Raw genomic sequence first — 11,378 nt, 5'->3', positions numbered from 1 at the left:
CGCGCCCCTGCAACCTCACCCATCCGCGCAACCAACCGCGTCCGCTCCACCACTGCCTCATCCACCCTCCGATTCTCACGGATCCCAGGCAGTGTTTGTGCCGTAGCCGTAGCCGTAGCCGTCGGTGGCCGGGTGAGTTCTTTCCAGGGTCCGCTGATCAGCCACGGTCCACGGCTGATGAGCGTCCGACCCCCAGGGCTGTTCCGCCCCGGGTCTGATGGACACTCTCGCTCAACGGGATGATGAGAGTCATGGGAGCACGGAGGAAGTACCCGGAGGAGTTTCGGGAGCGTGCGGTTCGGCTCCCGGTGGAAGCGTGCCGTGACCCTGAGACCCGGCGGGGTGCGCTGGTTCGGATCAGCGGACAGTTGGGTATCGATCCTTCAGACGTTGCGGAGCTGGGTGAAGCAGGCCGACGAGGTGACCCTTCATCGGCGACGGCGGCCATGATCGGGCCGGGCTGGCGGTGGTGGATGCCGGGCATCGCGTGAAACGCGTGGGTGAGGATCGTCGCGCCCGCCTCGAATGCGGCGGCAGCGACGTCCGCAGTGGCGGCGGTGTGGCCGACGGCGGCGATGACGCCGTTCGCGGCGATGTGCCGGACCGCCTCGAGGGCGCCGTCGAGCTCGGGGGCGATGGTCACCTGCCGGAGCACGCCGGAGCCGGCAGCGAGGAGCGCATTGACGTGTTCTCGGGATGGGTCGAGGAGGAAGCCGGGTTCGTGTGCGCCGTGGTTATAGGCGGACAGGAACGGTCCCTCGAGGTGTGCACCGAGTACGAGGGGGTCCTCGGCCATGACGGCGCGGATCGTGTCCAGGGAGCGGGCGAGGGTGTCGATGGTGTTCGCGACGAGGCTGAGAACGGTGCGGGTTGTGCCGTGGCGGCGGTGCATCGCCAGCGCGGCGTGGATCTCGTCGGCGCTGTTGTCGTATGCGCCGTGCGCGCCCCCGTGCCCGTGGAGGTCGATGAAGCCGGGCACGAGGGTGGCGTCACCGAGATCGACGCTCCGGTCCGCGGCTGGCGCCTGCGGACCGGAGCCGACGGCGCGAATCGTGTCACCGTCGATGAGGATCCAGCCGTCATCGGTAACGGTGTCCGCGTCGACGGCGTGGGCTGCGTGGAGGAGCGTCGTCTCGGTGGCGGTCACAGGTCGCGCTGCCAGTCCGGTTTGTTGTCGTAGGTGTACCGGTAGTAGTCCCTGAGGGCCAGTTGGGATGCGGCGGCTTCGTCGATGACGACGGTTGCGTGCTGATGCAGCTGCAGCGCGCTGCCCGGCACGAACGAGGACAGCGGGCCCTCGACCGCGCCGGCAATCGCTGCGGCCTTGACCTCGCCCTGTGCGACGAGGACGAGGTTCCGTGCCTCGAGGATCGTGCCGAGACCTTGCGTCATGCAGTGCGTGGGCACCTGGTCGAGGTTGTCGAAGAACCGGGCGTTGGCTTTCCGTGTTGCGGGCGCAAGGGTCTTGATCCGGGTGCGGGATGCGAACGAGGAGGTGGGCTCGTTGAAGCCGATGTGTCCATTCGCGCCGATGCCGAGGATCTGCACGTCGATACCGCCGGCGGCGCGGATCGCTGCGTCGTACTCCTTCGCCGCGAACTCGAGGTCGTCAGCGCGGCCGTCCGGGACCCGGACCCGGGCAGAGTCGAACCCGAGTGGGGCGACGACGTCGCGGGCGATGACGGACCGTACGACTCGGGGTGCTCGAGGGGGATCCCGACGTACTCGTCGAGGGCGAAGCCGCGGGCGTCGGCGAAGCTGATCTCGCCGGCGTCGACACGGCGCTTGAGGTCGGTGTAGATGCCCTGCGGGCTGGATCCGGTGGCGAGCCCGATCGTCGCGGCGGGCTTGGTGGTGACGACGGCGGCGATCTTCGCCGCGGCGACGCGGCCGACGTCCTCCGGGGTGGGCAGGATGATGATTTCCACGTGGTGCTCCTGTGCTGTGGGTCGGTTAGGCGTTGGCGCGTGCGCGGAAGTCGCGTTCGAGCTGCTCGAGGGTTTTCCCCTTGGTTTCTGGGACGAGGAACACGGCGTAGAGGACACCGAGCACGCACACGGCGGCGTAGAGCCAGAACGTGATGCCGGAGCCAAGGGCCTGGAGCAGCGACAGGAACGTCAGCGACACGATGAAGTTCATGCCCCAGTTCGCGACGAGGGTGGTGCTCATCGCGGAACCGCGGATCGCCAGCGGGTACACCTCGGAGGGCAGCACGAACACGACGACGCCGACACTGACCGCGAACGCGGCGATGTACACGGCGAGGCAGATGATCGCGATGACGCCGGTGTTGCCGCCGCCGTAGCCGAGCGCGGCGCCGAGGACGATCAGGCACAGCGCCATGATGGCGAACCCGATGATGAGCAGTCGCTTCCGGCCAGTGCGTTCGATGAGCCACATGCCCACGATGGTCATCAGCACGTTCACCAGGCCGATGCCGGCGGTCGCGAGAATCGCGGAGGAACGGCCGAGGCCGGTGTCGTTGAAGATCGACGGGGCGTAGTAGATGACGGTGTTGACGCCGGAGGCCTGGCCGAGGACGGAGACACCGATACCGGCGATGAGGGCGGGGCGCACCCACCGCTGGGTGAGGTCGCGGAGGCTGGAGCGGCGGCGGACGGTCTTCTCGGTGTCGCGGATCGCGATGATGTCGTGCAGTTCGATTGAGGCGGTGTCGGCGTCCTCGCGGAGCTTGTTCAGCACGGCGAGGGCGTCGTCGTTGCGGCCCTTCTCGATCAGCCAGCGGGCGGTTTCGGGAAGGAAGAAGATTCCGATACCGAGTGCTGCGGCGGGGATGATGCCGATGGCGAACATCCAACGCCAGCCGCCGTCGTAGGCGAACAGGGCGTTGGTGAGGTACGCGCCGAGCACGCCGATGGTGATCAGCAGCTGGTTCGTGGCGACGAGGCGGCCGCGGATCTTCGGCGGCGCGGCTTCGGCGATGTAGAGCGGCACGATCACGGACGCCGCCCCCACGGCGATACCGAGCACGACACGGGCGGCGATGAGCTCCCCGGCGGAGTTCACCAGCGCCGCCCACAGCGAACCCAGCGCGAAGACCGTGGCGGTGCCGATGATGGTGTGGCGGCGGCCGAGCCGGTCGGAGACGGGGCCGGCGAGGAGGGCGCCGATGGTCGCACCGACGAGGATCGCGGAGACGACGACGCCTTCGGCGGCAGGGGTGAGGTTGAAGTCTCGCTCGATGAACAGCAGCGCGCCGGAGATGACGCCGGTGTCGTAGCCGAAGAGGAACCCGCCGATGGCGGTGATGATGGTGACGAGGTACACCAGGCGTGGGGTGCGCGTCGTCGTCGATGTCGTGGACATGGGTCTCAATCGTGTCGGGAGTGGGCCGGCCGGGTGGGGGTGCCGGGCTGGGGTGGAACGAGTGGTCGCAGGTCGACGGTGACGCGCGCTACAGGTGGGAAGGTGGCGGGAACGCCGCACGGGCGGGAGCGCACGATGTGCTCTCCCGCCCGGCGGTGATGCGCTCATGAGGCGTAGACGACCTCTTCGGTGTTGCCGGTGCTGATCGCCTTGTCGATCGTCACGGCGACGCGGACCGCGTCGGCGGCGTCACGCATCGACACGGGCACCTCGATCTCACCGCGGACGGCGCGGAGGAACGCGTTGAGCTCTTCGTAGAGCATCCCCTGCGGGCCGCCGTAGACGGGGCCGGCGAACGGGACCGGATACCGCAGCTGCTCGGTGAAGGCGCTCATCCCGAAGTCGTGGATGTCGATCTTGACCTCCCCGGCGTCGCCGACGAGACGGAGCCGCGCGTCGATGTCCGTCGGGTACGCATCCGGCAGCCCCCATGCCGCCTCGAGCGCGACGATGCCGCCGCCTTCGAGACGGAGGTTCGCGGTCACAGCGACGGCCTGGCCGCCATCGGGGGTGCGCTGGCTGGATTCGAACGCCTGCACGGCGACGACCTTCTCCCCCGCGATCCAGGTCAGGGCATCGATGTCGTGGATGCCGAGGAAGAACGTCACCGAGGTGCGGCCATTCACACGGCGGGCGACGCTGACCTTGTTGTTGCGGCGCACATTGCCGTGGATGATGTCGCCGACGGCGCCGGAGGCGACGAGGTTCTTCGCGGTGAGGTACTGGTTGGCGAAGCGGAGTGTGTGGCCGGGCATCGCGATGACGTTCGCGGCTTCGGCGACGCGGACGAGGTCGTCAGATTCCTCGACGGTCGTCGCGATCGGCTTCTCCAGCAGCAGGTGGACACCGGCGTTGAGGATCTTGACGGCGTCGTCGTGGTGCAGGTGGTCGGGGGTGGAGAGGGTGACGGCGTCGACGACGCCAGCGGCGAGAAGTTCCTCGGCGCTGCCGAACGCCTGCGCGCCGATCTCCTTCGCGACGTCGTCGGCGACGTTGCGCTGGAAGTCGGCGACGGCGGTGACCTCGACGCCGGGGATGCTGCGGTAAATGTCGAGGTGCTCGCGGCCGATGGCGCCGAGACCGATGACTCCTACACGAACCATGGTGGGGTGTTCTCCTTCCGGGAGAGATAGTTACTTGACGCCGCCGAACGAGAGCCCGCGGGCCATGTGCTTGCGGACGACGATGGCGAAGATGACGATCGGCAGCGCTCCGATGACACCGGCCGCGGTCAGGCGCGCCCAGTTGGTGCCGAAGAAGCTCAGGAAGCCGGAGATGGTGACGGGGACGGTGGAGCTGTCGCCGCTGGTGAGGACGAGGGCGTAGAGGAACTCGTTCCAGGACTGGATCAGCGCCAGCACGAACGTGGCGAACAGGGCGCCCCACACGTTCGGCAGGATCGTCTGGGCGAGGGTGCGCCACTCCCCGAGCCCGTCGATCAGGGCCGCTTCGCGGACCTCCCGGGGGAAGTTCACCAGGAACGACCGGAAGATCAGCACCGCGAGCAGGATCGCGTAGAAGGTGTGCACGATCGTCAGGCCGACCGCATTGCCGGTCAGGCCGATGCCGAACAGGGTGCGGTAGTACGGGGTGAGGCTGAGCACCGGCGGAACGATGGTCAGCAGCAGGATGCCGAGGGTCAGTCGGGCGGACTGGACGCTCTCGGACGGCCAGATCTGTGTCGACAGGTACGCCAGCGGCAGGCCTGCGACGATGCCGAGGACGGAGGAGACGATCGCGACGATGGCGCTGGTGATCATCGAGTGGCCGACGCCGCCGTTGACGAACGCGTCGACGTAGTTGTGGAACTGCGGGACGAAGAACCACACCGGGGTGGGGCTGAACGCCTGCACGTCGCTCTTCAGCGACGTCGACACGAGCCAGATCACCGGGGCGATGCACCACAGGACGAACAGGTACACCACCGCGGAGCTGAGGACGACGCGGGTGCGGGTTTCCTTCATCGGTTGCCCTTTCGGATGCGCAGGCCCATCAGGCGGCCCGCGGTCGGGAACAGCAGGATCAGCATCGCGACGGAGACGATGAGCCCGAGGGTGGTGGAGTAGCCGATGTCGAAGGTGGTGAATCCGGCCTGGTAGACGTAGTTCGAGATCGTCATCGTCGAGGTGCCGGGGCCGCCCTGAGTCATCGTGGACACCAGCGCGAAGGTCTTCACCGCGTCGATGATGCGCAGCAGCAGTACCACGGACAGCACCGGGGCGAGCATCGGGATGGTGATGTGGCGGAGCATCTGCCACCGGTTCGCGCCGTCGAGGGAGCCCGCTTCCCGTGGGGACGGGTCCAGTGATTCCAGTCCGGCGAGCACGATGATGATCACGAATGGGGTGTTCTGCCAGATCTCGACGAGGATCACCGCGGGCAGGGCGGTGGCGGTGTCGGCGAGGAAGGCGTGGTTACTGCCCAGGCCGACGATGCCGAGGAGGTAGTTGACGAACCCGGCGGTCGGATCGAGCAGGAGTCGCCACATGAGGCCTGCGACGACGGGGGTGAGGACCATCGGGATCAGGATCAGCGCCCGGATGACGCCCTTGCCGGGGATGCGGCCGTTCATCAGCAGCGCGATACCGACACCGATGACCATTTCCAGGCCGACGCCGACGATGACGTATTCGACGGTGACGCGGATCGAGCCGAGGAGGTCTGGGTCGGTGAATGCGCGGGTGAAGTTGCCGAAGCCGACCCAGATGTCACCGGAGCCGGGGCGGGTGAGGTTTTCGTTGTGGGTAACGAGTTGGAAGCCCTGCACGACGAGGATCACCAGCAGGGGAACGATCACGATCGCGGCGGGCAGCGCCAGCGACGCCTTCGCCAGCGTGTGTCGGAGGTTTCCGCGCTTGCGGCGGGTGGGTGCCGGCTTCGGGGCCGGCCGTGCGGGTTCCGCGGCGGCGCGGGGAGCTGTGGTTGTCATCGATGACTTCCTGGTCGAGGGGCAGGCCGGCTCGCGCTGACGCGGAGCCGGCCTGCCGGTGGTGCGTTACTTGCCCAGTTGCTGGTCGAGGGTCTGCTGCGCCTGCTGCAGCGCTGCCTTCGGCGACTTCTCGCCCGCCAGCGCCTGCGACAGGGCCTGCCCGACCGCGGTGATGATGGTGTTGGAGTCCTGACCACCCGGGAGGTAGTCGACGTTGCCGGTCTTCACCTGCGCGGCGACGGTGTCCTGGAATGCGCCGTACTTGTCGGCGTACTCCTTGCCCTCGAGGACGCTCGTTGCGGTGACACCGACGGCGTCACCGGTCTTCACGGCGTTGGCCTGCACGTCCGGGCTGGTGGCCCAGAGCATGAACTCGGCCGCAGCGTTCTTGTTCTTGCTGTTGGTGTTCAGGTAGAGCCCGTGCACGTTCAGCGAGTTGTTGGTGTTGCCGGAGGTGGGCGGGTTGGAGATGTCGTACGGGATGGCGGCATAGCCGACCTTCCCGGCGATCGTCGAGGCGGACGCGTCTTCGTTGTACGGGCCGTTCGCGGTGGCGTCGATGGTCATCGCCGCCTTGCCCTGGGTGAACGCGATGCGGTTCTGCTCCCAGTCGAAGTTCCCCACACCGGAGGGGCCGTAGTTCTTCAGCAGATCCGTCCAGAACGTGGTCGCCTTCACCGCGTCGGCGGAGTCCACGTCGAGCTTGCCGCCCTTGGTGTAGTACGACCCGCCGAACGCCCGGAGGAACCCGGACCACGGGTACACCGACTGGATGCCGGTGGCGCCGCGGAGCGTGATGCCCGCGACCTTGCCACCGGACTTCTCCTGGATGGTCTCCGCGGCGGCTTCGAGCTCGTCCATCGTCTTCGGCGGACCGTCGATGCCGTACTGCTCGAACAGGTCCTTGCGGTACATCAGCATCGTGCTCTCGCCATACACCGGCAGGCCGAACGTCGCGCCGCTCTTCTGCATCGGGGAGAGGTAGGGCTCGTAGTAATCGCTCGTGGTGGCGAACTGCTTGCCGTACTTCAGGTACGGGGTGAGGTCGTCGACGTACTTCGACTGGTGGTAGCCGGAGCCGAAGACGTTGTCGTTGAAGACGACGTCGTAGTCGCTGGACTTCTGGCTGAACCCCAGGAGCACCTTCGAGGAGAGGTTGCTGTAGGGGACGGTGTCGATCTTGACCGTGATACCGGTCTTCTTCTCGAACTCCGGCAGCAGGCTCTTCCAGTTGTCCGTGTAGTTGATGTCCTCAGCGAGGACATGCACGGTGCCGGAGGGCTTCCCACCATCGTCGGTGGAACCGGTCGATCCGCTGCTGCAGGCGGAGAGAAGAGTGGCGACGGTTGCGACGCCGAGAACGGCTAGGATCCGCCGTTTCGTGCGGGGTGGGACCATGGTGCGCTCCTTTGCGGTGACGGGCGTTAGCTGCCGCGTATGTTCAACCCTAGGGTTATTGAACGTCTCTAGGATTGGCGTTACGCTAACACCGCCGCTGGCCCCCTGCAAGCGTTGAAACCAGCCCGTAACACGAGGGAGATCGCCGATGATCGACATGCTTCTCGACGTCGGGCAGACCTCTGCCCGCGCACGACTCGTTCTCTCCGGCGAGGTCGTGGGTGAGGTGGATGACCTGCCCGGCTTTGTCTCCGGCAGCGATATCTGCCAGGCGATCGAGGCGTCGATCGCGACCGCAGCGGACGAGCTCGGCGCGCCGAAGATCGACCGGGTCGCTGCCGGCTGCTCGGGCTTGTTCGGCGCAGTCCCGGACATCACCCGGCTCGGCCAGGCGCTGAACGCAGGGCACGCGACACGCGTGCTGCGTCTCGCCGACGACGGGGTCAGCGCGTTCCTCGGCGCCCTGGACGGTGCGCCCGGGGCGATGGTCGCTGCCGGTACCGGGATCGTCGCGTTGGCATTCGGGCCGGCCGGCGCGACCCGCGCCGACGGGGTTGGCGCAATGCTTGGCGACAACGGTTCTGGCTGGTGGATCGGCCGCGCGGGTATCGTTGCTGCGCTCAGCGCCGCCGATGGCCGCGCCGGCGGATCCCCGCGACTGCTGGACGCAGCGGTACGCCGGTACGGCCCCGTTGAGGTGATGCCCACCGTGATCGCCAGCTCCGGTACCCCGATCGCCACGACCGCGGCCTTCGCGATCGATGTCGCCGACGCCGCCCGCACCGGTGATCCGGTGGCCCGGCAGATCTGGCACGACGCAGCCGGGTACATCGGCGACGCGATCGTCGCGGTCGCCTCCCGCGCCGAACTCGGCGATGACCTTCGCTGGTGCACCGCCGGTCGGGTGGCGCTCAGCCGCGACCTACTGGAACCGGTGCTGTCCGAACGGATCCTCGCGAAGTTCCCGAACGCACAGTGGACCGCTCCGGTCGCGACCCCGTTCGAAGGGTTGGCGCACCTGCTGCACCTGGACACCCTCACCGACTTCGGCCACATGGCCGCTGAATACCGTCACGAATGATTGGAACGACGATGACCAACGCCACCACCTGGCCAATCCCCGGGCTCGTGATCTCCTGCCAGGCCCCCGAGGGCAGCCCGCTGCGCGACCCGTACGTGATGGCCGCAATGGCGCGCGCCGCCGAAGTCGCCGGCGCGGTCGGCACCCGCGTGCAGGGCGTCGACGACATCAAGGCTGTGGCCGCCGCGACGTCGATCCCCATCATCGGTATCCTGAAGAAGCACTACGACGGCAGCGAGGTGTACATCACCGCCACCACCGACGACGTCGACGCCGTCGCGGACGCCGGCGCAACGATCATCGCCCTCGACGCCTCCCCCCGCCCCCGTCCGCACGACCAGACCCTCGAGGAGGTCGTGGCGCACGCGCACGCCCGTGGGCTGACCGTGATGGGCGACCTCGCCGCCGCCGACGAGGCCGCGAACGCCATCGCTGCTGGCGTCGACGTCATCGGCACTACCCTGATCCCCGCTTCCGACGAGGACGTACGCCCGGGGGGCCCGAACCTCACCGCGCTCGAGCAGCTGTGCCGGGAATACCCGAACGTGCCCGTCGTCGCCGAGGGCCGCTTCGCCACCCCGGATGATGTCCGCGCCGCGTTCTCCGCCGGTGCGACGACCGTGGTCATCGGGCGTGCGGTCACGGACACGTTCGCGCTCGCGAAGGACGTCGTCGAGGCGTCGAAGTCGCCTGTGGCGGCCGGGAACTAGCGTCGCTGGGCGCGGCGCATCAGATCTGCGAGAGTAAAGCCCATGCCACCGAAGTACGAGACCGTCCTCAAGGGCCTGTCCCAGACGATCTCGTCGATGCAGCCCGGGGACCGGCTGCCCAGTGAGCAGGAGCTCGCCGTCGAGTATGGCGTCTCGAACATGACCGTCCGCCGCGCCCTCGAGGTGCTCTCCACTGCCAAGCGCATCGTCGGGATCCGCGGCCGCGGCACCTTCGTCGCGCAACCCAGCTTGACGAAGCAGATGACGTTGGCGTCGTTCACCGAGTCGATGAGGGCAGCGGGGATGACCGCGCACGCGAAAGTGCTCGGGATGTCGCTCGAGGTCGCCTCCGACGTCGTCGCGGAACGGCTGAACCTCGATGCCGGCGCGCAGGTGTTTCTCATCGACCGGCTTCGTTTCGGCGACGACACCCCTCTGAGCATCGACCGGACGGCGCTACCCGCAGACCGGTTCCCTGGCCTGCTCGGACACGACCTCACCGGGTCGCTCTACGAACTCCTTGGCCGCAAGTACGGCGTCGAGCTCTCCCGCGCCGACTCCCGCATCGCCGCCGTAGCCCCCGCCCCCGCGGACGCGAAACTGCTCGACGTCCCCAAGCACACCCCGTGCCTTCGCGTCCGAGCGCGCGGCCTCGACGCGCAGGAGGGCATCATCGAGGCCACGGTGTCGCTCTACCGCGGTGACCTCTACGAGCTCAACGTCGGCTTCGTCTGACCCGGTCCGGTTTGGCATCGCTCAGGCGGTCGAGGCGAATTGCCACCCCTCCGCGCGGGCGAGCGCGAAGAACGTCATCGTGTCGACCTGGTGTTCGGTGGCGACGTTGGGGATCTTCTGATCGTGGTCCTGCACAGCGTCACCGGCGCGGCGCTCCTCGGTGACAATCGTGCGGCCGCCGACGGCGGCATGGGCGATCAGCCACGGGTCGGCAGCGTTGGCAGTGCCCTGCACTCAGCCAGGGTGCGCCGTGCTGATCGCGTCGACGATCGGGATCTCCTCGGCGGTGATCTCACAGACGAAGCCAGTCTCGTTCTTCGCCCAGCTGTGCAGCTGGTCGCCGCCGCGAGCGAGTTCGTCGAGGACCTCCCAGCAGATGCAGGCGTGCCGAGCGTCGATGAGCGCTTCGAGTTCCGTCCAGGGGCCGGGGAAGATGTCGCGCGGGTAGTGCCGGTTAAGCAGGATGAGGATGTTCGTGTCGAGGGTGTAGTCGGTCACTGGCTGCCTCGTCGCTGGTACTCCTGCTCGAGCTTCTCGACCGTGGGAATCTTCGCGCCGAGCATGTAACTGGCCTCGAGGTAGTCAATCCGGTTCTGGTGGAGGGCACGCATCACCCGGCCGACGTAGGTCAGGCCGAGGTCCCGGTACCGGTACCGGTACCGGTACCGGAATCGCGCACCCTCGGCCGGCTCGTAGTAGCTGACGCCGGGCTGTAGGTGAGCACGCTGAATGGCACGTTCTTGCGCACGTACTTTTGCCCACCGGAGACTGTTTAGCGGTCAGATGAGCAGCCCGATGGTGAGCGCGACGATCCCGCTTGCCGTGAGTAGTGCTGGTCCCGTGACCCGGCGGGGAGTAGTGCGATCCGTCGTACGTGCGACGAAGACGGCGACAAGCGTTGACGTTGCACCCGCGTAGATGAGCACGAAGGCTTCGGGGAAGAAGCCGATAATGTGGACCACGAGCCCGGCGAAGACCGTCAATGCCGACGTGAACAGGTGGGCTCTGGAAGCTGCTGGGAGCACAGGCTTTGCTCGTGTTTTGAGCAAAAGACCGATTAGACACCAGATCGAAGCGGTCGCGAAGAGGGCACCGCTGATCGAGACGATCGCGGCTCCGATCACGTCGAGGTTCACGC

Annotated in this window: 10 protein-coding genes and 2 pseudogenes; 4 read left to right on the top strand and 8 right to left on the bottom strand. The window is 67.5% G+C overall.

Features of this window, described 5'->3' with window-relative positions; translation table 11 throughout:
- The first annotated feature begins 496 nt into the window (after positions 1-496).
- Positions 497-1,180: a hypothetical protein gene (locus ITJ56_RS16910; protein ID WP_194631800.1), complete on the top strand. Its 684-nt coding sequence runs from the start codon at positions 497-499 to the stop codon at positions 1,178-1,180.
- Here the strand turns inward: ITJ56_RS16910 and nagB are convergent.
- The 6 genes and pseudogenes from nagB to ITJ56_RS16880 all read right to left on the bottom strand — a co-directional run bounded on the left by nagB (position 1,144) and on the right by ITJ56_RS16880 (position 7,714).
- A pseudogene (gene nagB / locus ITJ56_RS16905) lies at positions 1,144-1,928 on the bottom strand (glucosamine-6-phosphate deaminase). The gene ITJ56_RS16910 and the pseudogene nagB overlap by 37 nt on opposite strands.
- 25 nt (positions 1,929-1,953) lie before the next feature.
- Positions 1,954-3,327, bottom strand: coding sequence for a sugar porter family MFS transporter (locus ITJ56_RS16900; protein WP_194631799.1), 1,374 nt, complete (start codon positions 3,325-3,327; stop codon positions 1,954-1,956).
- Between the two features lie 164 nt (positions 3,328-3,491).
- Positions 3,492-4,490, bottom strand: a complete 999-nt coding sequence (locus ITJ56_RS16895; protein ID WP_194631798.1) for a Gfo/Idh/MocA family protein — start codon at positions 4,488-4,490, stop codon at positions 3,492-3,494.
- A 30-nt stretch (positions 4,491-4,520) separates the two neighbouring features.
- Positions 4,521-5,351 (bottom strand): carbohydrate ABC transporter permease, encoded by an 831-nt coding sequence (locus ITJ56_RS16890; protein WP_194631797.1) that lies wholly within the window; start codon positions 5,349-5,351, stop codon positions 4,521-4,523.
- A complete protein-coding gene (locus tag ITJ56_RS16885; RefSeq protein ID WP_194631796.1) occupies positions 5,348-6,316 on the bottom strand; it encodes a carbohydrate ABC transporter permease in 969 nt (322 codons plus the stop codon). The genes ITJ56_RS16890 and ITJ56_RS16885 overlap by 4 nt, the downstream gene beginning before the upstream one ends.
- A 66-nt stretch (positions 6,317-6,382) precedes the next feature.
- Positions 6,383-7,714 carry an ABC transporter substrate-binding protein gene (locus ITJ56_RS16880; protein ID WP_194631795.1) on the bottom strand — a complete coding sequence of 444 codons (1,332 nt, stop codon included), beginning with the start codon at positions 7,712-7,714 and terminating at the stop codon, positions 6,383-6,385.
- 148 nt (positions 7,715-7,862) lie between these two features.
- Between ITJ56_RS16880 and ITJ56_RS16875 the strand changes: the two genes are divergently transcribed.
- From ITJ56_RS16875 to ITJ56_RS16865, 3 genes are read left to right on the top strand one after another with little or no spacing between them, the layout of a single operon-like run.
- Positions 7,863-8,795, top strand: coding sequence for an N-acetylglucosamine kinase (locus tag ITJ56_RS16875; RefSeq protein ID WP_194631794.1), 933 nt, complete (start codon positions 7,863-7,865; stop codon positions 8,793-8,795).
- Positions 8,796-8,806: 11 nt separating this feature from the next.
- A complete protein-coding gene (locus ITJ56_RS16870) occupies positions 8,807-9,505 on the top strand; it encodes an N-acetylmannosamine-6-phosphate 2-epimerase (RefSeq protein ID WP_194631793.1) in 699 nt (232 codons plus the stop codon).
- Between the two features lie 42 nt (positions 9,506-9,547).
- Positions 9,548-10,240: a GntR family transcriptional regulator gene (locus ITJ56_RS16865; RefSeq protein ID WP_194631792.1), complete on the top strand. Its 693-nt coding sequence runs from the start codon at positions 9,548-9,550 to the stop codon at positions 10,238-10,240.
- A gap of 21 nt (positions 10,241-10,261) precedes the next feature.
- Here the strand turns inward: ITJ56_RS16865 and ITJ56_RS18580 are convergent.
- A pseudogene (locus ITJ56_RS18580) lies at positions 10,262-10,738 on the bottom strand (DUF4411 family protein).
- A 281-nt stretch (positions 10,739-11,019) separates the two neighbouring features.
- Entirely contained in the window at positions 11,020-11,376 is a 357-nt protein-coding gene (locus ITJ56_RS16850; RefSeq protein ID WP_194631789.1) for a hypothetical protein, read from the bottom strand.
- Positions 11,377-11,378 lie beyond the last annotated feature (2 nt).

The organism is Curtobacterium sp. VKM Ac-1376, from assembly GCF_015351025.1.
Taxonomy (GTDB): Bacteria; Actinomycetota; Actinomycetes; order Actinomycetales; family Microbacteriaceae; genus Curtobacterium.
Note: the sequence above shows the minus strand (reverse complement) of the source record. Positions and strands in the feature narration are given on the sequence as shown.

Bases quoted from the DNA above. Each gene is read 5' to 3' on its own strand.
- ITJ56_RS16865 (WP_194631792.1), top strand. From the start codon at position 9,548: ATGCCACCGAAGTACGAGACCGTCCTCAAGGGCCTGTCCCAGACGATC.
- ITJ56_RS16900 (WP_194631799.1), bottom strand. From the start codon at position 3,327: ATGTCCACGACATCGACGACGACGCGCACCCCACGCCTGGTGTACCTC.
- ITJ56_RS16895 (WP_194631798.1), bottom strand. From the start codon at position 4,490: ATGGTTCGTGTAGGAGTCATCGGTCTCGGCGCCATCGGCCGCGAGCAC.
- ITJ56_RS16880 (WP_194631795.1), bottom strand. From the start codon at position 7,714: ATGGTCCCACCCCGCACGAAACGGCGGATCCTAGCCGTTCTCGGCGTC.
- ITJ56_RS16870 (WP_194631793.1), top strand. From the start codon at position 8,807: ATGACCAACGCCACCACCTGGCCAATCCCCGGGCTCGTGATCTCCTGC.
- ITJ56_RS16885 (WP_194631796.1), bottom strand. From the start codon at position 6,316: ATGACAACCACAGCTCCCCGCGCCGCCGCGGAACCCGCACGGCCGGCC.
- ITJ56_RS16875 (WP_194631794.1), top strand. From the start codon at position 7,863: ATGATCGACATGCTTCTCGACGTCGGGCAGACCTCTGCCCGCGCACGA.
- ITJ56_RS16890 (WP_194631797.1), bottom strand. From the start codon at position 5,351: ATGAAGGAAACCCGCACCCGCGTCGTCCTCAGCTCCGCGGTGGTGTAC.